Source organism: Aeromicrobium sp. Root236, assembly GCF_001428805.1.
Taxonomy (GTDB): domain Bacteria; phylum Actinomycetota; class Actinomycetes; order Propionibacteriales; family Nocardioidaceae; genus Aeromicrobium.
Genome location: NZ_LMIS01000001.1, coordinates 1,216,356 through 1,237,470, shown reverse-complemented (window position 1 = coordinate 1,237,470; position 21,115 = coordinate 1,216,356). Strand labels below are relative to the sequence as shown.

The following is a 21,115-nucleotide window of genomic DNA, read 5'->3' as shown; positions in this document are numbered from 1 at the left end:
CATGATCGACGCGCGCCTCATCGACCCCGACCTCGACGACCGCAGCACGCTGGTGTGGCGAGGACTCGTGCTGCTCGTCGTGCTGCTGGTGGTCGGCGTGGGCCTCCTGGCGGTCGGCCGGGGCGTGTTCTCCGACTCGGTCAAGGTCTCTGCCGACGTCGACGACATCGGTGGATCGCTCACTGAGGGCGCCGACGTCAAGCTGCGCGGGGTCATCGTCGGCAAGGTCAGCGGCATCGAGACCCACGGCGACGGCGTGCGCCTGGCGTTGACGGTCGACGGCAAGGCCGCCGGTCGGATGCCGGGGCAGCTGCAGGCCCGCATCCTCCCGGCGTCGGTGTTCGGCACGTCGTACGTCGACCTCGTCGCGACCGGTGGTGGCAGGCTCGAGGCCGGCCAGGTCATCGCCCAGGACCGCCGCCGCGAGACACTCGAACTGCAGGACACCCTCGACAGCACCTATCGCGTCATGAAGGCGGTGCGCCCGGCCGAGCTCGCCACCACGCTGTCGGCACTGGCCGGTGCGCTCGACGGCCGCGGGGCACAGCTCGGCGAGACCACCGAGACCCTCAACGCGTACCTGCGCCGGCTCGAGCCCGAGATCCCGCTGGTCCGCGAGGACCTGCGACTCCTGGCCGGCAACCTGCGAACTCTCGAGGACGTCGCACCCGACCTGTTCGACGCCGTGGAGAGCTCGCTCGTCACGAGCCGCACGATCGTCGCCGAGCAGGCGCAGCTGACCTCGCTCCTGACCGGCGGCGGCGCCCTGGTCGAGGAGTCCGACCGGCTGCTGACCGACGCGGAGCAGCCGTTGGTCGATGCGATCCGGCAGTCCGCCGTCGTCGTCGACGCGCTGTACGACGAGCGCGCCGGCATCGCCGGCGGCTTCACGTCGTTCGTCGACTTCGCGCACAAGGCGTCGGCGGCGTTCACGGACGGTCCCTGGCTCAACACCAACGTCTTCATCCGGCTCGGCGACGGCACGCCCTACTCGTCGGCCGACTGCCCGCGGTTCGGCTCCGCCGCAGGCGACAACTGCGACGGGACCTCGCCGTCTGCCGAGGCGCCGGCCGTGAGCCCACCCGTCGACGATGCGCTCCTCGAGGCCATGAAGGACCGGCTCGCCGAACTCGACCGAGCCGGCGCGGCGCACGCGGGCGGCGTGGCCGAGCTCCTGCAGCGGCCCTACCTCGGGGACGCCCGATGAGGTCGTCGGCGCTCAAGTTCGGCGCCTTCGCGGTCGTGGCGATCATGGTGCTCGTCGTGCTGGCGAACACCATGAACAACCGCGTCGCCGGGTCGTCCCGCACGTACGAGGCCGACTTCACCAGCGTCAGCGGGCTCCGCACGGGTGACGACGTGCGCGCCGCCGGGGTCAAGGTCGGCCGCGTCGAGCACATCAGCCTGCACGACAACAGCCGGGCACGCGTACGGTTCACGCTCTCGTCGGAGCAGCCGCTCTACGACACCACCAGGATGGTCGTCCGCTACCAGAACCTGCTCGGCCAGCGCTATCTCTCGCTGCTGCGCGGCCCCGACGGCGGGCGCCGGCTCGCGGACGGCGCGCGGGTGCCGGAGTCGCGCACCGATCCCGGATTCGACCTGACGGCCCTGCTCAACGGCTTCGAGCCGCTGTTCTCCAGCATCGAGCCCGACCAGGTCAACCAGCTCGCCGGCTCGATCATCTCGGTCATGCAGGGCGAGGGTGGCACGGTCGAGTCGTTGCTGTCCGAGACGGCGACCCTGACGGACCACCTCGCCGACAAGGACCAGGTGCTCGGCAAGGTGCTCGACAACCTCACTCCCGTGCTCGAGAACCTTGCCGACCACGGCACCGAGCTCGACACCACGGTCGACGAGCTCGGGTCGCTCATGACGAAGCTGGCCCAGGAACGTACGAGCATCGGCGACTCGATCGACGGCATCGGCGAGCTCTCGCGCGCCACGTCGTCCCTGCTCGAGGAGGCACGCCCCGACCTCAGCCGCGACATCGCGTCCCTCCGGCGCACGGCGGCGCTGTTCGCCAAGGTCCGCGCACAGCTCGCTGCGGCGTTCGAGACGCTCCCGCTGACGACCGGCGCGTTCGCGCGACCGATGTCCTACGGCACGTGGCTCAACATGCACATCTGCAACATGGGCACGGAGCTCGACGGACACCTCGTCAACTTCGGCAGCCCCACGGGGCCCTACTCGGCGGTGTGCCGATGAGCGGGCCGTTCGGTGGCGGGCACCGGCGACTCGGCGTCGTCGGGGTCGTGGCCGTGGTCGTCATGGGTCTCGGGGTCCTGGCCCTCAGCGTGATCCCGTTCGGCCAGCGGCACTACTCAGCGCTCGTCGAGCACTCGGCGGGGCTCCGGGTGGGCGAGGAGGTGCAGGTCGCCGGCGTGGGTCTCGGCGAGGTGCGCGGCATCAGCCTGCAGGGCAAGGCCGTCAAGATCGACTTCACGCTCGACACCTCGGTCCGCCTCGGCCGTGACTCGACGGCGACGATCAAGGTCGCGACGCTTCTCGGCACGCACTTCCTCGAGGTCAAGCCGGCCGGCGACGGCTCGTTGCCCGACGGCACGATCCCGCTGGCGCACACGTCGGTGCCCTACAACCTGCAGGACGTCGTGGAGGGCTCGACCCGCACGCTGGACGACATCGACGGCAAGAAGGTCGCGGCCTCGATGCAGGTGCTCGCCGACACGCTGCGTGACACCCCGGAGGAGGCCCGCCGCGCGATCGACGGCGTGTCCCGGCTGTCGGGTGTCGCCGCCAAGAGGTCGGACCAGATGCAGCGCCTGCTCGCCGGGGCGCGCCGGGTCACCGGCGACCTTGCCGACAACGACGAGGAGATCCTCGACCTGCTCAAGCAGTCGACCCTGGTGCTGGACGAGCTCACCTCGCGCCGGGACGTCATCGACCGCATGCTCGCCGACAGCACGAAGCTCGCCGAGCAGGTGTCCGGCGTGCTCAAGGACAGCGACAAGCAGCTCGAGCCGCTCATGCGGGACTTCACCACGACCCTCGACGCGCTGCGCAAGCAGCGCAAGGACATCACGGCGTCCGTCGACGGGCTGTCGACGATGGTGACCTACTTCGCCAACGCGACGGGCAACGGACCGTGGATGGACCTGCACGTCGCGTCCGCGCTCAACGACAACCTCACGTGCGCCGTGCTGGGGCCGACATGCTGACCCGCCGACTCGTGATGGCCGTCGTGCTCGTCGCCACCGGGTTCCTGGCCGGCGGGTGCGGCGGGCAGGAGCCGACCACCGTCACCGCCCGGTTCAGCGACGCCGCCGGCCTGTTCGAGGGCAACGACGTCGGCGTGCTGGGCGTGCGCGTGGGCAGCGTCGAGTCGGTGACTCCGCGCGGCGACCACGTCGACGTGACGTTGCGGATCGATCCCGGCGTCAAGGTCCCGGCGGACGCCGGCGCGGTGATCGTGTCCCGCTCGGTCGCCACCGACCGCTACGTCGAGCTGACCCCGGTGTACGACGGGGGGCCCCGGCTCCGGAGTGGTGCCGTGCTCACGCGGGCCAGGACACGTACGCCCGTCGAGTTCGACGACCTGCTCTCCTCGCTGGAGAAGATCTCCTCGACCCTCGCGGGACCAGGGGGCGACGCAGCACCCCTCAACGAGCTGCTGTCGGTCGGTGCGACGACCCTCGACGGCAACGGCAAGCGGCTCGGCACCGCCCTGCACGACCTCGCTGCGGTGCTGGACGACGTCGACCAGGGCTCGGGCGACCTCGCCGGAACGCTCAGCAACCTCGACACGCTCACGTCGGCGCTGGCCAGGAACGACGACCTCGTCCGCCGCTTCAGCCACGAGGTCACGGATGCGACGTCGATGCTCGACGACCAGCACAAGGCCATCGAGCAGACCTTCGACTCCCTGGCGGAGATGGTGCGCCGCGTCGCGGCCTTCGCGCGTGCGCACCGCGGCCAGGTCGACGACCAGCTCGACGACATCGCGGCACTCTCGTCGTCGCTGCTCGAGCACAGCTCGCAGCTGGAGCAGCTCGTCTCGACGATGCCGCTGATGCTGCAGAACGCCGACCGCGCGGTCGACAAGAATGACCGGCTCGTGTTCAAGACGCGGCCCGGCGACCTGACCCCGGACCAGGACGAGATCGCCCTGCTGTGCAAGACGCTGCCGAGCGCGGTCTGCGCGTCGTTCGACCTCGACGACTTCGCCCTCTGGGACCTCATCGGCGCGTTGGCGGGGGTGAAGAAGCCATGAAGCGTCTCCTGATGGCCGTGGCGGCAACGGTGCTGCTGACGGGCTGCGGCACCACGGCCGCGGACCTGCCGCTCCCCGGCGGGAGCGTCGACGGTCCAACGTACGAGCTGAAGGCCGAGTTCGAGGACGCCCTCAACCTCGCCGTCGGCGCACCCGTGAAGGTCGACGGCGTCACGGTCGGCCGGGTCCGCGACGTCGAGGTGCGGGACTTCACGGCCCACGTCACCCTCGACGTCAAGCGCTCGACGCCGCTGCGTCGCGGTGCCGAGGCGCGACTTCGCTCGACCACACCGCTCGGTGAGCTGTTCGTGCAGATCGACGACGCCGCCAAGGGCACCCGCCTGGCGGCCGGAGCGACGCTCGGCACCGACGACACCAGCGTCGCACCGACGATCGAGGACACCATGACGTCGGCGTCGATGCTGATCAACGGCGGCGGGCTCGGCCAGCTCCAGACGATCGTCCGCGAGGCCAACGCCGCGCTGGGCGGGCACGAGGACTCGACGCGGGAGGTGCTGGGCCGGCTCGCCAGCACCGCAGCGCAGTTCAACGCCAGCAGCGACGACATCGACGCCGCCGTCGACGCCCTCGCGGCGGTCTCGGGGGAGCTCAACCGACGCCGCAACACGATCAACGGCGCGCTCAAGGACCTCGCCCCCGCCGCCAAGGTCCTCCGCACCAACACCGACGAGCTCGCCGACCTGCTGAGCGGGGTCGACAAGCTCGGCACGACCGCGATCCGCGTCGTCGACGCGACCCGGGACGACCTGCTGAAGACGCTCCATGAGATCGGGCCGGTGCTCGACGAGTTCAGCACGCTCGAGACATCGTTCGGTCCCGGGCTGAGCGACCTGGTGACGTTCGGCAGGCTGATCGACAAGGGCGTACCGGGCGACTTCCTGAACACCTACCTCTACTTCCAGGACACCCTCGTGCTGGGCGACACGACGCTGCCCAAGATCGGCGACGAGCTCCGCAAGCTCGCCGAGAAGCCTGGTGCGACCCCGGCGCCGAACGCGGCGCCCGACGCGTCCATGGGCATCGGCCTCGGTGGACTCCTCGACCTGCTGGGAGGCACGCCATGAAGCGCAAGGCTCCCGTGCAGCACCTGGTGGCGGCGTTCAGCCTGCTCGCGGTCCTGATCGTCACGGTGACGTACCTCTACGGCGGCATCCTGGGCGAGTCCGTGACCCACAAGCCGTTGCACGTCACGGTCGCGATGGACCACACCGGCGGCCTCTACGAGGGCTCCGGAGTGTCGTACCGCGGCGTGCGGGTCGGTGCCGTCGACGACATCGAGATCGCCGGCGACGGCGTGGAGGTCGAGGTCAGCATCGACCCGGGCACGCGCATACCCACCGACAGCGCCGCGGTCGTCCGTACGCTCTCGCCCGCCGGCGAGCAGTTCCTGGACTTCCAGCCCGCCGGCGGCTCGGGCCCCTTCTTGCGCAGCGGCTCGCGCGTCGCCGCTGCCAGGACCTCGACACCGACCTCGGTCGCCTCGGCGCTCAGCGCGGTGGACCGGCTGATGAGCCAGGTCGACGCCAAGGACCTGCGCACCGTGCTCGACGAGCTGCACGCCGCCTTCGCGGATCCGGACGACCTCGGGCGCATCGTCGACTCGAGCCGCAGCATCCTGATGACGCTCGACGAGCTGTGGCCCGCGACCCTTCGCACGCTGCGCAACGGCCGCACCGTGCTGCGCACTGGATCGGACCTCAGCGACGAGTTCCGCGAGTTCGCGGGCTCGGCCAAGAGCCTCACGGCGTGGCTCGAGGCGTACGACCCGAAGCTCCGGACGATCCTGGATGAGACACCCGGGCAGGTCGACGACATGCGCCGCCTCGTCTCGGTGTTCGCCCTCAAGCTGCCCGGTGTGCTCGGGCAGGTCGCGACGATCACCGACATCCTCGCCGAGCGGGACCCGCACCTGCGCGCCCTGCTCGAGGCGTTCCCGACCGGCCTCAAGCGGCTCGCCGACACGATCAAGGACGGTCGCCTGCAGACCGAGATGCTGGTCTCGCCCGGCGAGGTGTGCTCCTACGGCACCGACGAGCGGCCGGCGAAGCAACCGGGCCGCCGCGCCGTCCAGCCCGGGCACACCTGTACGACCGAGTTCGACGGCGGACAGCGCTCGTCGTCGCACGTGCCCAAGGTGAGCCGGTGAACGGCACCGAGCGGCGATCCCTGCGCGGCCCGAACCGCCTGACGATCGGCCTGTCCGCAGCGCTCCTGGTGCTGCTCGCCGCCGCCGTCCTGCTGGCGGTCATGTGGTCGGGCGCGCGCGGCGACGCCGGCCTCCACCAGGCCGAGCAGGAGGCGCGGGACGCCGCCGAGACGTACGCGGTCGACCTGACGACGTACGACTACTCGAGCCTCGACAAGGACTACGCGTGGGTCGACGACGGTGCCACGGCGTCGTTCGCGAAGGAGTACGCCGAGGCCAACAAGCCGCTGCGCAAGGTCATCACGACGTTGAAGGCCCGCGCGACCGGCACCGTCACGGGGTCGGCCGCCACCGCGAGCTCCGAGCACGAGGTCGACGTCCTGCTGTTCGTCGACCAGACGATCGTCAACGGCACGGACGGCAAGAAGCGCGCCGAGCGCAACCGGGTGGTCATGACGATGGTCGACCGCGACGGCCGATGGCTCGTCGACAAGGTGGCGCTGCGCTGAATTCCGTGGCACGCGGATAGGGTTGGTCCCCTTATGGGCGGCGAAGAACTGGCACTGATCGGTGCTGCCATCGCCGTCGGCATCGGCGCGGCGCTACTGCCTGTCTTCGTCAACGCCGAGGTCTACGTCGTCACGATGGGCGCCACGGTCAACAGCAAGCCGTTCCTCGCCCTCCTGATCCTCATCCACGTCGCCGCGACGACGGTCGGCAAGGCGTTCGTGTTCCAGCTCGCCCGCAAGGGCACCAACAAGATCCGGATGGTCAATCCCAAGCCACCACGCAACCGGTTGGCGGCGATGTCCCGGAGAGTCGGCCACCGCTTCGCCCAGACCCGGTTCGCGAAGTGGGTCAAGAAGGCCAGCGACTGGCTGCTGTCGTTGCTGGACCGCCCGTACTCCGGCGGACTGACCGCCTTCATGTCGTCCTTGATCGGCGTACCGCCGCTCGCGATCGTCACGATCCTGGCCGGCGCCTCGAAGCAGCCCCAGTGGCTGTTCCTCACCACGGTGTTCACCGGACGCCTGATCCAGTTCCTCGCGATCGCCTTCCTGCTGCACCAGGTCAGTTGGTTCTAGACAGGCGTCACCATAGGCCGAGCGAGCGCCAGCGAGCGAAGGCTGGCGCCCGGGCGAAGCCCGGCCGTCGTGAGGAACGAGCGACGGGGGCGGTGAGGCACGAGCCGCGCGCCCTAGGATGACCGGGTGAAGTTCGACTGCAGCGTGGACGAGGAGTTCGACCGGGGCCTCGCCGCAGCCCAGGCGGCCCTCGAGGAGGGCAAGCTCGTGGTGCTGCCCACCGACACGGTCTACGGCATCGCCGCCGACGCGTTCAACCCGCGGGCGGTCCAGAACCTCCTCGACGCCAAGGGCCGTGGCCGCCAGATGCCGCCGCCCGTGCTCGTCGGTGCCCCCACGACGCTCGACGCATTGGCGATCGACATCCCGTCCTGGTTGCGCACGACCGTCGAGGCGCTCTGGCCGGGCCCGCTGACCGTGATCTGCCGGCAGCAGCCGTCCCTGACGTGGGACCTCGGCGAGACCCACAACACCGTGGCCGTACGCATGCCGGACGACGCGCGGGCCCTCGCACTGCTCAAGCAGACCGGACCGCTGGCGGTCAGCAGCGCCAACACGACCGGTGACCCGGCTGCGCAGACGATCGACGAGGCGCAGGACATGCTGGGCGGTCGTGTCGCGGTCTACCTCGACGGCGGTCCGAGCCCCTCGGGCGTACCGTCGACGATCCTCGACGCGACCGGCTCGACGCCGCGGATCCTGCGCGCCGGCTCGATCTCCCTGGAGACGCTCCACACCTACAACAACACGATCGAGCCACCCGAAGAAACAGCCGAGCCGACAGCATGAGGGAGTACCTCGTCGTCTTCGGCATCGCCCTCGGGGTGACGTACCTGCTCGCGTCGATCGCGCGGATGCTGGCGTACCGCTTCGGCGCCGTCGCGCGGGTCCGCGACCGCGACGTGCACGCCATCCCCACCCCCTACTTCGGCGGTCCGGCGATGCTCGGCGGGCTCGTCGCGGCCTATCTCGTCGCGACCCATCTGCCGTTCCTCTCGCTGGCCGACGACGGCGTGTTCAAGGACGCGCGGGCTGTGGTGCTGGGCGGGGCGGTGGTCTGCATCGTCGGCATCGTCGACGACCTCTACGAGCTCGACGCCCTCAGCAAGTTCGCCGGCCAGGTCCTGGCCGGCGTCATCGTCGTCGCGCAGGGCGTGCAGTTCGTCTACCTCCCGCTCTACGGCAACTACATCGGCCTCGACCAGGCGCAGGCGCTGATCTTCACGGTCCTGCTGATCGTCGGCACGGCCAACGCGGTCAACTTCGTCGACGGCCTCGACGGGCTCGCGGCCGGCATGGTCGCGATCGGCGCGGTGGCGTTCTTCGCGTACGCCTTCGTGCTCGCGGTCGAGAACGGCGAGACCCGCGCGATCGCCGCGGCGCTGCTCACGGCGGCGCTGGCCGGCGCGTGCGTCGGGATCCTGCCGCACAACTTCTTCCCTGCCCGCATGTTCATCGGCGACTCGGGCTCGATGCTGATCGGGTTCGTGCTGGCGTGCTCGTCGATCAGCCTCACGGGCCAATTCCCGGCCACCAGCATCTCCGAGGGCATCGGGGGAGCGCAGAACAGCTTCCTGCCGTCGTTGCTGCCCCTGATCCTGCCGTTCGCGATCCTCGTCGTGCCGTTCGTCGACCTGGCGCTCGCCGTGGTCCGGCGCACGCGGGCGGGCCGGTCGCCGTTCAGCCCCGACAAGATGCACATCCACCACCGGCTGCTCGAGATCGGCCACTCGCACCGGCGCGCCGTCCTGCTGATGTACGCCTTCGCGGGCCTCGTCGCGTTCGGCAGCGTCGTCATCAGCCTGTTCAGCGGCTGGCAGTCGATCGCCGGGTTCGCCACCCTCGCCGTCATCACGATCGCAGCGGTGTTCCTGCTGCCCAAGCTCGAAGAGAAGGTCTGGTCCTGATGAAAGCGCTTCGTCCTGTGCTGCTGCCCGTGCTGGCCGTGACGGCGGTGATCGCGGTCGCCGCCGGCATCGCCGCCGGCTGGGACGGCGTGATCGGCGCCGTGATCGGTGGCCTCGTGGTGGTCCTGTTCCTCGGCTCGACGCCGGTCGTGCTGAGCCCGCTCGTCAAGGCGAGCGCGACCCTCTCGCTGCCCGTCGCGCTCGGGTTCTTCACGACCAAGGCCGTCGCGATGCTGGTCGTCCTGGTCCTCCTGTTCGACGTCGGAGGGGTCGCCATGCACGTCGATTCACGCTGGTTCGGGATCGCTGCGATCGCCGCGTCGCTCGCCTGGACCCTCCTGCAGATCCGTGCGTTCCGCCGCGAGCGTGTACCCACCTATGACCTGGGTAACAGCAACTGAGGTAGCCCTGATAACCTCTGGACTGCGACCAACCATCCGGCCCTCTGGGCCGGAGAACATGTCGCACGACAATGACGCTGGCCGTATGCCTGATCGACGATGAGTCGCAGGCGACCACGCCATGACACGAAGGTGACCGAGTGACTCTCGCCTTGACCGCTTTTGCCGCATCGGCTGAGCCGCCCAGCCCTGGACCCGATGACTTCGACCTGCCTGCGGTCTTCCACCTCGGCGAGTTCGGCGTCACCAAGCCCATGCTGCTGGTGGTCCTGTCGCTGTTCGTGATCGTCGGGCTGTTCAGCACGATGGCCCGTCCGGCCGCGGTCGTCCCCGGGCGCATGCAGTTCGCCGGCGAGCTGGTCTACGGATTCATCCGCAACGGCATCGCGCGCGACAACATCGGCTCCGCAGAGTTCATGCGGTTCGTGCCCTATCTCTTCACGATCTTCCTGTTCGTGCTGGTCAACAACTTCTACGGGCTCATCCCGTTCTTCCAGTTCCCGTCGATGTCCCACATCGGCTATCCGCTGGCGATCGCGATCCTGAGCTGGCTCGTCTACAACGGCGCCGGCATCAAGAAGAAGGGCTTCGTCGGCTACCTCAAGCACGAGACCGTGCCGGCCGGCATGAAGGGCCCCATCCTCCTGCTGCTCGTGCCGCTCGAGTTCCTGTCCAACATCCTTCTGCGCCCCGTCACGCTGACCCTGCGTCTGTTCGCGACGATGTTCGCCGGCCACCTCCTGCTGATCCTGTTCTCGCTCGGCGGGTCCTACCTGCTGCTGCACTCCGACAACTCGCTGGCGCTGCCCGCCGGCCTGGTGTCGTCGCTCCTGGCGATCGCGATCAGCTTCCTGGAGATCCTGATCATGTTCCTCCAGGCCTACGTGTTCACGCTGCTGTCGTCGATGTACATCGGCGAGGCACTCGCGGACGAGCACTGAGCACACCCCAGACCCACAACTTCATACGTTCCACCAGATACGCCCCACCAGCGACGCTCGTTCGAGCGTCACAACGAAAGGAAATGCCGTGGAGTCCATCGGCACTCTGAACATGGTCGGTCTCGGCCTCGCCGCGATCGGCCCCGGTATCGGCGTCGGCCTCATCTTCGCCGCGTTCGTCACCGGTGTCGCCCGTCAGCCCGAGGCTGAGGGCAAGCTGCGCCAGATCGCCATCCTGGGCTTCGTCCTCGCCGAGCAGTTCTTCATCATCGGCCTGGCCCTGGCGTTCGTCCTCAAGTCGTCGAACACCTGATCCCGACACCTCGACAGAAGGCACGCCCATGATCACGTCACGTCTCGCTCTCGCGGCGGCGGAACCGGAGGACACCAATCCTCTGATCCCGCACACGCCCGAGATCGTCATCAGTCTGATCGTCTTCGGGTTGATCTTCTTCCTCCTGAAGAAGCTCGTCATCCCGGCGTTCGAGAAGGCCTATGCCGAGCGCACCGCCGCGATCGAGGGCGGTATCGAGGAGGCTCAGGCAGCCCAGAAGGAAGCCAAGGCCGCGCTCGACAAGTACAACGAGCAGCTCGCCGGAGCCCGTCACGAGGCTGCGGCGATCCGCGAGGAGGCCAAGGAGCAGGGCGCGCAGATCATTGCCGAGCTCCGCGCCCAGGCGCAGGCCGAGGCGGAGCGCATCACCTCGACGGCGCACGCGCAGGTCGAGGCCGAGCGTGCCCAGGTGCTCGCTCAACTCAAGGGCGAGGTCGGCTCGATGGCCACGCAGCTGGCCGGGCGCATCGTGGGCGAGTCCCTCGATGACGACGCCCGCCAGAAGCGCACTGTCGAGCGCTTCATCGCCGAGCTCGAGGAGTCGGCCAACTGATGCGAGGCATTTCCGCGAAGTCCCTGGTCGAGGTCCTCGCCGCAGTCGATGCGGCGAAGGGCAAGGCCGGCGACCTCGGAGCAGAGCTGTTCGGCGTCGTCTCGACGCTGGACGGCGCACCTGCTCTTCGCCGCGTGCTGACCGACCCGTCGACCGAGGCCGAGGCCAAGGTGGGGCTCGCCAAGCAGGTCTTCGGCGGGCAGGTCAGCGCCGACACCCTTGCGGTGCTCAACGCCGCCGTCAGCGGACGCTGGGCGTCGATGCGTGACCTGACCGACGGTCTCGAGACTGCCGGTGTCGCTGCCGAGGTCGCTGCCGCCGATGCGGCCGGTGAGCTCGACGCGCTCGAGACCGAGCTGTTCGAGGTCGAGCGGATCGTCCGGTCCGACGCCGACCTGCGGCAGGTCGTCTCCGACCGGGGCATCCCGGCCGATGCCAAGGGCGCGCTGCTGGCCTCGATCCTCGAGGGCAAGGTCACCGGCGCCACGCTGGCACTGGCGACCCAGGCCGCCGCGGCCCGCACAGGTTCGTTCGAGAAGGTCCTGTCGACCTTCGGCGACACCGTCGCCGCGCGCCGCAGCCGGCTGCTCGCCGAGGTGCGGGTGGCCTACGAGCTGGCCGACGCCGAGAAGACCCGCCTCGCCAAGGCGCTCGCCAAGAAGTACGGACGCGACGTCCACCTCAACATCGTCGTCGATCCCTCGGTCGTCGGAGGCATTGCCGTCTCCGTCGGTGACGAGGTCGTCGACGGCACCATGTCCACTCGCCTCGAAGTCGCCCGCCGGCGACTCGCGGGCTAGATCACACACCGAACAAGAAGGCAGGCACACACATGGCGGAACTCACGATCCGTCCGGACGAGATCCGCGACGCATTGCAGAAGTTCGTGGCCGACTACAAGCCGAGCGCCGCTGCGACCGAAGAGGTTGGCGTCGTCGCCGAGGCCGGTGACGGCATCGCGCGCGTCGAGGGACTGCCCTCGGCGATGGCCAACGAGCTGCTCGAGTTCGAGGACGGCACGCTGGGCCTCGCGCTCAACCTGGACGTCCGTGAGATCGGTGTCGTCATCCTCGGTGAGTTCTCCGGCATCGAAGAGGGTCAGACCGTACGCCGCACCGGTGAGGTGCTCTCGGTGCCCGTCGGTGACAACTACCTCGGCCGCGTCGTGGACCCGCTCGGCAACCCGATCGACGGTCTCGGCGACATCGAGACCTCCGAGCGCCGCGCGCTCGAGCTCCAGGCCCCCAACGTCATGCAGCGCAAGAGCGTGCACGAGCCCATGATGACCGGCCTCAAGTCGATCGACTCGCTGACGCCGATCGGCCGTGGCCAGCGCCAGCTGATCATCGGTGACCGCCAGACCGGCAAGACCGCGATCGCGATCGACACGATCATCAACCAGAAGGAGTTCTGGGCGTCGGGCGACCCGCAGAAGCAGGTCCGCTGCATCTACGTCGGCATCGGCCAGAAGGGCTCGACCATCGCGGGCATCCGCGGTGCGCTCGAAGAGGCCGGCGCGCTGGAGTACACCACGATCGTCGCGGCCCCCGCGTCTGACTCGGCGGGCTTCAAGTACCTCGCCCCCTACACCGGCTCGGCCATCGGCCAGCACTGGATGTACGAGGGCAAGCACGTCCTCATCGTGTTCGACGACCTGTCCAAGCAGGCCGAGGCCTACCGCGCCGTGTCGCTGCTGCTGCGCCGCCCGCCGGGCCGCGAGGCATACCCCGGCGACGTCTTCTACCTGCACTCGCGGCTCCTCGAGCGTTGCGCCAAGCTCAGCGACGAGCTGGGCGCCGGCTCGATGACCGGTCTGCCGATCGTCGAGACCAAGGCCAACGACGTGTCGGCCTACATCCCGACCAACGTCATCTCGATCACCGACGGCCAGATCTTCCTGCAGTCGGACCTGTTCAACGCCAACCAGCGTCCGGCCGTCGACGTCGGCATCTCGGTGTCGCGTGTCGGTGGTGCCGCGATGACCAAGTCGATGAAGGCCGTCACCGGTTCGCTCAAGGTCGAGCTCGCGCAGTACCGCGCGATGGAGGCGTTCGCGATGTTCGCGTCCGACCTCGACGCCGCGTCCAAGCAGCAGCTGGCCCGTGGTCAGCGCATCATGGAGCTGTTCAAGCAGGGCCAGTACGCGCCGTTCCCGACCGAGAACCAGGTCGTCTCGATCTGGGCCGCCACGACCGGCAAGCTCGACCCCGTGCCGCTGCAGGACGTGAGCCGCTTCGAGACCGAGTTCCTCGACTTCCTCAAGCGTTCGCACGGTCCCGTGCTCGACGCCATCCGTGAGTCGGGCAAGTTCGAGGACGACAACGAGCAGGCGCTCGAGGGTGCCTACACCGAGTTCCTCAAGCAGTTCGAGACCCACGAGGGTGAGCAGATCATCGTCAAGGCGGGTCACGAGGAGTTCGAGGCCCTGTCCGACGAAGACGTCGAGCAGGAGCAGATCGTCAAGCAGAAGCGGGGCTGACGATGGCAGCGTCCGTACGCGAGCTTCGCGCGAAGATCAGGTCGACACAGGCGACCAAGAAGATCACGCGCGCCATGGAGCTGATCGCTGCGTCGCGCATCATCAAGGCGCAGCAGAAGGCGGCGGCGGCAGCGCCGTACGCCCGCGAGCTGACCCGCGCCGTCTCTGCAGTCGCGACCTTCTCCAACGTCGACCACCCGTTGACGACCGAGAAGGAGAACCCGACGAAGGCGGCGATCCTGGTGATCGCCAGCGATCGCGGGCTCGCGGGTGCCTACTCGTCCTCGGTGCTCAAGGAGGCCGAGCGCCTCGTCGAGAAGCTGCGTGGCGAGGGCAAGGACGTCGACCTCTACCTCTCGGGTCGCAAGGCGGAGGCCTACTACAACTTCCGCAACCGCGAGTTCGTCGAGTCGTGGACGGGGTTCTCCGACAAGCCGGAGTACTCGCACGCCCGTACGATCGGCAACACCCTCGTCAGGACCTTCAACCTCGACGAGAGCAACGAGGAGGCCGTTGACCCCGAGCGCGCGGTCGACGAGCTCCACGTGGTGTTCACCCGCTTCAAGTCGATGCTGGTGCAGGAGCCCGACGTCATCCGGCTGCTTCCGCTGGAGGTCGTCGAGGGCACCGAGGCGCCGACCGAGCACGAGGTCCTGCCGCTCTACGAGTTCGAGCCCTCGGCGCACGAGGTGCTCGACGCGCTGCTGCCGAAGTACATCCACAGCCGGATCTACTACTGCCTGCTGCAGGCCTCCGCCTCGGAGCTCGCATCACGGCAGAAGGCGATGAAGTCCGCCACGGACAACGCCGAAGACCTGATCCAGAAGTACACCCGAACCGCCAACCAGGCCCGCCAGGCGGGTATTACCCAGGAGATCAGCGAGATCGTGGGCGGCGCCAACGCGCTTGCCGACGCCAATGCTGGGAGTGAGTGAGAGAGATGCCAACCGCCAAGAAGACCGCAGAGACCACGACTGAGAAGTCGGACCAGAAGCTGGCCGACGGCCGGGTTGCTCGCGTCATCGGCCCGGTGCTCGACATCGAGTTCCCGAGCGACGCGATCCCCGAGATGTACAACGCGCTGACGGTCGACACCGTGCTGGACGGCGTCACCGAGACGCTGACCCTCGAGGTCGCCCTGCACATCGGCGACGGCCTGGTCCGCGCGATCAGCCTGCGCCCGACCGACGGCATCGTGCGTGGCGCCAAGGTCACCAACACCGGCGGGCCGATCTCGGTCCCCGTCGGTGACCAGACGCTCGGCAAGGTGTTCAACACCACCGGCGACGTCATGAACCTCAAGGAGGGCGAGAAGTGGGAGGTCAAGGAGCGCCGTGGCATCCACGCCAAGGCTCCTGCCTTCGACCAGCTCGAGTCCAAGACCGAGATGTTCCAGACCGGCATCAAGGTCATCGACCTGCTGACGCCCTACGTGCTCGGCGGCAAGATCGGCCTGTTCGGTGGTGCCGGTGTCGGCAAGACCGTGCTGATCCAGGAGATGATCGCCCGAGTCGCGCGCGACCACGGTGGTGTGTCGGTGTTCGCCGGAGTCGGTGAGCGTACGCGTGAGGGCAACGACCTCATCGCCGAGATGGAGGAGGCCGGCGTCCTCGGACAGACCGCCCTCGTCTTCGGCCAGATGGACGAGCCGCCCGGAGCGCGTCTGCGCGTGGCCCTGTCGGCACTGACGATGGCCGAGTACTTCCGCGACGTCCAGAACCAGGACGTGCTGTTGTTCATCGACAACATCTTCCGCTTCACGCAGGCCGGCTCCGAGGTCTCCACGCTGCTCGGCCGCATGCCGTCCGCGGTGGGCTACCAGCCGACGCTGGCCGACGAGATGGGCGTTCTGCAGGAACGCATCACCTCGACCCGCGGTCACTCGATCACGTCGCTGCAGGCCATCTACGTCCCCGCAGATGACTACACCGACCCGGCCCCGGCCACCACGTTCGCCCACCTCGACGCGACGACCGAGCTCAACCGTGAGATCGCGTCGATGGGCATCTACCCGGCCGTGGACCCGCTGACCTCGACGTCGCGCATCCTCGACCCGCGCTACATCAGCGAGGCTCACTACACGACCGCCAACCGGGTCAAGAGCATCCTGCAGCGCAACAAGGAGCTCCAGGACATCATCGCGATCCTCGGTGTCGACGAGCTCAGCGAAGAGGACAAGACGCTCGTGTCCCGTGCGCGTCGCATCCAGCGCTTCCTGTCCCAGAACACCTACGTGGCCAAGCAGTTCACCGGCATCGAGGGCTCGACCGTCTCCATCGACGAGACGATCGACGGCTTCACCAAGATCTGTGACGGTGACTACGACCACGTGGCTGAGCAGGCCTTCTTCATGTGCGGCGGTCTCGAAGACGTCGACAAGAAGTGGGAAGAAATCCAGAAGAGCCTCTGATGGCAGACCTCTTGCAGATCGAGCTCGTCGCCGCCGACCGCGTGGTGTGGTCGGGGCAGGCGAGCCAGGTCATCGCCCGTACGGTCGAGGGTGACCTCGGCGTGCTCTCCGGTCACGCGCCGCTGCTGTCGCTGCTCGTGCCGGGTGTCGTCGAGATCAAGCCGCCGGACGGCGAGGTCGTACGTGCTGCGGTCGCGGAGGGATTCCTCTCCGTGGCCGACAACCACGTGTCTATCCTGAGTGAGGACGCGTTCCTCGCCTCCGAGGTCGACGCGAGCGCGACGCGTGCCGAGCTCGAGGCCGCCCAGTCCGAGGGTGACCAGGACGCCGTCCTGCGTGCCGAGGCCAAGCTGCGCCTCATCGACAAGGCGTCCTGACGACCGGAGGGAGTACGTGATGCCACTGTGGATGTGGTTCGTGGACTCCCTGGTGTTCGTCTTCGCCCTGCTGGTCCTGCTGATCGTCGGGCTGCTGGTGCGGCGCCGCATCCTGGCCCGCTCCGGCGGCACGTTCGAGATGAGCATCAACCGTGCGCCCGAGGCTCAGGCCAAGGGATGGATGCTCGGCCTCGCGGTCTACCGGGACACCGAGCTCGAGTGGTTCCGCACGTTCTCGCTGTCGCCTCGTCCGACCTATCGCTTCACCCGCGGTGACGTGCACATCGAGGGCCGTCGCGAGCCGGTCGGCCACGAGGTGCACGCGATCCACGCCGGCCACCTGATCGTCGCGACTGAGAACGCGGCGGGGGTCCGCCAGTTCGCCATGAGCGCCAACGCGCTGACCGGCCTGCTGTCGTGGCTGGAGTCGTCGCCGCCGGGTCAACGCGTCAACAACGTGCTCTGAGGCATCTGTACAGGTTCACTCGTTCTGGTTGACGCCCCGGTGGGGGCAGGAGAGAATCGAGCGAAGGAACGGATTCCCGTTTTCCCCAGGGAGCAGGTGCACTGTGATCAAGCGTCTAGTAGCCGCAGCATTCGTGACAGTCCTCGCAGTGGTGGGCGTCGCCCCAGCTGCCAGCGCGGCCAGTGGCCACACCGGATCGCACGTCGTCCAGTACGCGATCGACTGGGACTGACCGACTGATTCTGATGGCACCCACGACGGTGGGTGCCATTGGCATGCCCTCAGGCCGTTGAGCCGCGCTCGCCACCGGGCTTCCAGAGGATGTCGCCGGCCTCGCGATTGGCGTGGCGGCCGAGGATGAACAACAGGTCGCTGAGCCGGTTGAGGTACTTCGCGGTCAGCACGTTCATGGTGTCGCCGTGCTCCTGCAACGCCGCCCACGCCGAGCGCTCAGCGCGCCGGGTCACGGTGCAGGCGACGTGCACGGCCGCGGCCGCCGGCGTGCCACCCCGCAGGATGAACGACCGCAGCTTGGGCAGCTGCTCGTTGTAGTGGTCGCACCAGCCCTCGAGCCGGTCGATGTAGTCGGGCTCGACGCGCAGCGGCGGGTACTCGGGGTTCTGGACCACGGGACACGACAGGTCGGCGCCGACGTCGAACAGGTCGTTCTGCACGTGCGTCAGCACAGCGACGACGTCCTCGTCGAGCGTGCCGAGCGAGATCGCGAAGCCGATCTGGGCGTTGGCCTCGTCGACGTCGGCGTAGGCGGCGAGCCGCAGGTCGAGCTTGCTGGTCTTGCTCATGTCGCCGAGGTTGGTGGTGCCATCGTCGCCGGTTCGCGTGTATATCCGCGTCAGATTGACCATGTGCACATCGTACGAGTGTGAGCAGGAACGCCCTCGCGAGGCAGTGACCGCAAAGGTTACGGAGAGGTAACCTGACCGACATGCCAGACAAGCCATGGGTGATGCGTACGTATGCCGGCCACAGCTCGGCGGCGGAGTCCAACGCGCTCTACCGCCTCAACCTGGCCAAGGGGCAGACCGGGCTCTCGGTCGCGTTCGACCTGCCGACCCAGACCGGCTACGACCCCGACCACGAGCTGAGCAGGGGAGAGGTCGGCAAGGTCGGCGTCCCGATCCCGCACCTCGGCGCGATGCGTCAGCTGTTCCACGACATCCCGCTCGACGAGATGAACACGTCGATGACGATCAACGCGACGGCGATGTGGCTGCTCGCGATGTACCAGGTGGTCGCCGAGGAGCAGGGTGTCGACCCCGCCGCGCTGTCCGGCACGACCCAGAACGACATCATCAAGGAGTACCTGTCCCGCGGCACGTACGTCTTCGGGCCCGCACCGTCCTTGCGCCTGACGACCGACATGATCGCCTACACGGTCAAGAAGATCCCCAAGTGGAACCCACTCAACATCTGCAGCTATCACCTGCAGGAAGCCGGTGCGACGCCGACGCAGGAGCTCGCGTACGCACTGACGACCGCGATCGCGGTGCTCGACGCCGTCCGTGACTCCGGGCAGGTGCCCGAGGACGAGTTCGAGCACGTGGTGGGTCGCATCTCGTTCTTCGTCAACGCCGGCGTGCGGTTCATCGAGGAGACCTGCAAGATGCGCGCCTTCGGCCGCCTCTGGGACGAGATCACGCGCGAGCGCTACGGCGTCCAGGACCCCAAGATGCGCCGTTTCCGCTACGGCGTGCAGGTCAACTCCCTCGGACTCACCGAGGCGCAGCCGGAGAACAACGTCCAGCGCATCGTGCTCGAGATGCTCGGCGTCACGCTCAGCAAGGACGCGCGCGCCCGCGCCGTGCAGCTGCCGGCCTGGAACGAAGCGCTCGGCCTGCCGCGGCCGTGGGACCAGCAGTGGTCGCTGCGCCTGCAGCAGGTGCTCGCGTTCGAGTCCGACCTGCTGGAGTACGACGACATCTTCGAGGGCTCGGTCGTGATCGAGGCCAAGGTCGCCGAGCTGATCGAGGGCGCCAAGGCCGAGATCGACCGCGTCCAGGCCATGGGTGGTGCCGTCGCCGCGGTCGAGTCCGGCTACATGAAGCAGGCCATGGTCGCCTCGCACTCCGAACGACGCGCCCGCATCGAGGCCGGTGAGATGAAGGTCGTCGGCGTCAACTCCTACACGGAGACCGAGCCGTCGCCGCTCACCGCTGACCTCGACACCGCGATCATGACCGCGGATCCGGAGGCCGAGGCCAACGCGATCGCCGACGTCAGGGCGTGGCGGGAGCAGCGTGACCAGGCGGCCGTCGACGAGGCGCTCAACCGGCTGCAGCGCGAGGCCAAGTCCGAGACCAACCTCATGGACGCCACGCTCGAGGCCGTGCGCGCCGGCGCCACGGTCGGCGAGTGGGCCGGCGCCCTGCGCGAGGTGTTCGGCGAGTACCGCGCGCCCACCGGCGTCAGCGGTTCGGGCAGCGTCGCCGAGGCGGGTGCGGAGCTGTCGGCCGTACGCGAGAAGGTGCGCAGCACGGGGGAGGAGCTCGGCACTCGTCTGCGCCTGCTCGTCGGCAAGCCCGGTCTCGACGGGCACTCCAACGGCGCCGAGCAGATCGCCGTACGTGCGCGTGACGCCGGTTTCGAGGTCATCTACCAGGGCATCCGCCTGACGCCGGCCCAGATCGTCGCCGCTGCGGTCGCCGAGGACGTGCACTGCATCGGGCTGTCGATCCTGTCCGGTTCGCACATGGAGCTCGTGCCCGACGTGCAGAAGGCCATGGCCGAGTCCGGCATCGGCGACGTGCCCCTGATCGTCGGCGGCATCATCCCCGAGTCCGACGCGCGCAAGATGGAGGCCGCCGGTGTGGCCGCGGTGTTCACGCCCAAGGACTTCGGCATGACCGCGATCATGGACCGCATCGTCGACGAGATCCGCAAGGCCAACGACCTGAGCTGACCTCGCCGACGATGCGGCGCCGCGTCAGTTCAGGACGCGGAAGTCGGCCGGGAGCCCGCCACCGGCGACGATGTCGGCCGTGAGGTCCTGCAGCGCCATGAGGGCGACGGACTGGCTGAACGGCCCGAACGAGACCCGGGCGACGCCGAGCTCCTCCATGCGGGCCAACGGCACCGAGCCGGGCGCGCCGATCAGGGTCAGCTTCTGCGGTCCCCACGCGTCGACGAACGCCTTGATGTCGTCCTCGGACACCTTGCCGGGCACGAACACCACGGGCGCGCCGGTGGCGAGATAGGCCCGGCCACGCTCGATGGCGTCCGCGAGCACCTCGTCGTGCGGCTTGTCACCGGCCTTGAGGAACGCATCCGTGCGTGCGTTGAGCACGAAGTCGATGCCTTCCTGCTGCGCCGCGTCGAGCACGGCCTCGACGGCGTTGACGGCCTCGCTGATCGGCTTCATCTGGTCCTCGAGGTTGCAGCCGACGACGCCGACACCGATGGCCCGCTTGGTGGTCTCGCGGGGGTTGCCGTATCCGGCCTCGAGGTCTGCGGTGACGGGCAGGTCGGTGGCCGCGACGATGCCGCCGACGGCCTCGATCATGAGCTCGACGGGGATGTTCTCACCGTCGGCGTATCCGTATGCCGCGGCGATCGAGTGGCTCGCCGTGGCGAGGGCCGTGACGCCCTCGACCTCGGAGACGACACGGGCACTGATGGCGTCCCACACGTTGACGACCTTGAGCAGCTGGGGGTCCGTGTGGAGGGCGAGGAGGGTCTGGGCCTGGTTTGCGAGTTCGGTCATGACGACAACCGTACGACCCGGTCCCTCCTCGCCTCCGGCGGGA

The 21,115-nt window shown here is 68.6% G+C and carries 23 protein-coding genes; 21 read left to right on the top strand and 2 right to left on the bottom strand.

Annotation, left to right across the window (positions count from 1 at the left end; translation table 11 throughout):
* Position 1 precedes the first annotated feature (1 nt).
* The 20 genes from ASE12_RS06190 to ASE12_RS06095 all read left to right on the top strand — a co-directional run bounded on the left by ASE12_RS06190 (position 2) and on the right by ASE12_RS06095 (position 17,351).
* Positions 2-1,207 (top strand): MCE family protein, encoded by a 1,206-nt coding sequence (locus tag ASE12_RS06190; protein WP_056398292.1) that lies wholly within the window; start codon positions 2-4, stop codon positions 1,205-1,207.
* Complete coding sequence (locus ASE12_RS06185) at positions 1,204-2,208, top strand: MCE family protein (RefSeq protein ID WP_056398291.1); 1,005 nt, start codon at positions 1,204-1,206, stop codon at positions 2,206-2,208. The genes ASE12_RS06190 and ASE12_RS06185 overlap by 4 nt, the downstream gene beginning before the upstream one ends.
* The gene (locus ASE12_RS06180) at positions 2,205-3,179 is read left to right on the top strand and encodes an MCE family protein (protein ID WP_056398289.1); all 975 of its coding nucleotides are present in this window, start codon (positions 2,205-2,207) and stop codon (positions 3,177-3,179) included. The genes ASE12_RS06185 and ASE12_RS06180 overlap by 4 nt, the downstream gene beginning before the upstream one ends.
* Complete coding sequence (locus ASE12_RS06175; protein WP_157412828.1) at positions 3,173-4,231, top strand: MCE family protein; 1,059 nt, start codon at positions 3,173-3,175, stop codon at positions 4,229-4,231. The genes ASE12_RS06180 and ASE12_RS06175 overlap by 7 nt, the downstream gene beginning before the upstream one ends.
* On the top strand, positions 4,228-5,316 hold the full coding sequence (locus tag ASE12_RS06170) for an MCE family protein (RefSeq protein ID WP_082582115.1): 1,089 nt from the start codon (positions 4,228-4,230) through the stop codon (positions 5,314-5,316). Before ASE12_RS06175 ends, ASE12_RS06170 begins: the two co-directional genes overlap by 4 nt.
* Positions 5,313-6,398: an MCE family protein gene (locus ASE12_RS06165; RefSeq protein ID WP_056398280.1), complete on the top strand. Its 1,086-nt coding sequence runs from the start codon at positions 5,313-5,315 to the stop codon at positions 6,396-6,398. Before ASE12_RS06170 ends, ASE12_RS06165 begins: the two co-directional genes overlap by 4 nt.
* On the top strand, positions 6,395-6,907 hold the full coding sequence (locus ASE12_RS06160) for a hypothetical protein (protein WP_056398277.1): 513 nt from the start codon (positions 6,395-6,397) through the stop codon (positions 6,905-6,907). Before ASE12_RS06165 ends, ASE12_RS06160 begins: the two co-directional genes overlap by 4 nt.
* 33 nt (positions 6,908-6,940) lie before the next feature.
* Complete coding sequence (locus ASE12_RS06155; RefSeq protein WP_056398276.1) at positions 6,941-7,483, top strand: VTT domain-containing protein; 543 nt, start codon at positions 6,941-6,943, stop codon at positions 7,481-7,483.
* 126 nt (positions 7,484-7,609) lie between these two features.
* Entirely contained in the window at positions 7,610-8,272 is a 663-nt protein-coding gene (locus ASE12_RS06150; protein ID WP_056398272.1) for an L-threonylcarbamoyladenylate synthase, read from the top strand.
* A complete protein-coding gene (locus tag ASE12_RS06145; RefSeq protein WP_056398268.1) occupies positions 8,269-9,390 on the top strand; it encodes a glycosyltransferase family 4 protein in 1,122 nt (373 codons plus the stop codon). Before ASE12_RS06150 ends, ASE12_RS06145 begins: the two co-directional genes overlap by 4 nt.
* A complete protein-coding gene (locus ASE12_RS06140; protein ID WP_157412827.1) occupies positions 9,390-9,791 on the top strand; it encodes a hypothetical protein in 402 nt (133 codons plus the stop codon). Before ASE12_RS06145 ends, ASE12_RS06140 begins: the two co-directional genes overlap by 1 nt.
* 140 nt (positions 9,792-9,931) lie before the next feature.
* Positions 9,932-10,732 carry a F0F1 ATP synthase subunit A gene (gene atpB, locus ASE12_RS06135; protein WP_082582114.1) on the top strand — a complete coding sequence of 267 codons (801 nt, stop codon included), beginning with the start codon at positions 9,932-9,934 and terminating at the stop codon, positions 10,730-10,732.
* Positions 10,733-10,844: 112 nt separating this feature from the next.
* On the top strand, positions 10,845-11,045 hold the full coding sequence (locus tag ASE12_RS06130) for an ATP synthase F0 subunit C (RefSeq protein WP_223148725.1): 201 nt from the start codon (positions 10,845-10,847) through the stop codon (positions 11,043-11,045).
* Between the two features lie 28 nt (positions 11,046-11,073).
* Positions 11,074-11,619 carry a F0F1 ATP synthase subunit B gene (locus tag ASE12_RS06125; RefSeq protein ID WP_056208095.1) on the top strand — a complete coding sequence of 182 codons (546 nt, stop codon included), beginning with the start codon at positions 11,074-11,076 and terminating at the stop codon, positions 11,617-11,619.
* Positions 11,619-12,419, top strand: coding sequence for a F0F1 ATP synthase subunit delta (locus ASE12_RS06120; RefSeq protein ID WP_056398259.1), 801 nt, complete (start codon positions 11,619-11,621; stop codon positions 12,417-12,419). The genes ASE12_RS06125 and ASE12_RS06120 overlap by 1 nt, the downstream gene beginning before the upstream one ends.
* 32 nt (positions 12,420-12,451) lie before the next feature.
* Positions 12,452-14,098 (top strand): F0F1 ATP synthase subunit alpha, encoded by a 1,647-nt coding sequence (gene atpA, locus ASE12_RS06115; RefSeq protein ID WP_056398256.1) that lies wholly within the window; start codon positions 12,452-12,454, stop codon positions 14,096-14,098.
* Between the two features lie 2 nt (positions 14,099-14,100).
* Positions 14,101-15,033 (top strand): F0F1 ATP synthase subunit gamma, encoded by a 933-nt coding sequence (locus tag ASE12_RS06110; protein WP_056398253.1) that lies wholly within the window; start codon positions 14,101-14,103, stop codon positions 15,031-15,033.
* 5 nt (positions 15,034-15,038) lie between these two features.
* The gene (gene atpD / locus ASE12_RS06105; protein WP_200954974.1) at positions 15,039-16,508 is read left to right on the top strand and encodes a F0F1 ATP synthase subunit beta; all 1,470 of its coding nucleotides are present in this window, start codon (positions 15,039-15,041) and stop codon (positions 16,506-16,508) included.
* Positions 16,508-16,885: a F0F1 ATP synthase subunit epsilon gene (locus ASE12_RS06100; protein ID WP_056398250.1), complete on the top strand. Its 378-nt coding sequence runs from the start codon at positions 16,508-16,510 to the stop codon at positions 16,883-16,885. The genes atpD and ASE12_RS06100 overlap by 1 nt, the downstream gene beginning before the upstream one ends.
* A gap of 19 nt (positions 16,886-16,904) precedes the next feature.
* Positions 16,905-17,351: a DUF2550 domain-containing protein gene (locus tag ASE12_RS06095; RefSeq protein ID WP_082582113.1), complete on the top strand. Its 447-nt coding sequence runs from the start codon at positions 16,905-16,907 to the stop codon at positions 17,349-17,351.
* Between the two features lie 281 nt (positions 17,352-17,632).
* Here ASE12_RS06095 and ASE12_RS06090 read toward each other — a convergent pair whose 3' ends face one another.
* Entirely contained in the window at positions 17,633-18,217 is a 585-nt protein-coding gene (locus ASE12_RS06090) for a cob(I)yrinic acid a,c-diamide adenosyltransferase (protein WP_056398247.1), read from the bottom strand.
* 71 nt (positions 18,218-18,288) lie between these two features.
* Between ASE12_RS06090 and ASE12_RS06085 the strand changes: the two genes are divergently transcribed.
* Positions 18,289-20,271 (top strand): protein meaA, encoded by a 1,983-nt coding sequence (locus ASE12_RS06085; protein WP_082582112.1) that lies wholly within the window; start codon positions 18,289-18,291, stop codon positions 20,269-20,271.
* A 24-nt stretch (positions 20,272-20,295) separates the two neighbouring features.
* On the opposite strand, the gene ASE12_RS06080 is transcribed toward ASE12_RS06085, so the two are convergent.
* Complete coding sequence (locus ASE12_RS06080; RefSeq protein ID WP_056398241.1) at positions 20,296-21,072, bottom strand: isocitrate lyase/phosphoenolpyruvate mutase family protein; 777 nt, start codon at positions 21,070-21,072, stop codon at positions 20,296-20,298.
* Between the last annotated feature and the right edge of the window lie 43 nt (positions 21,073-21,115).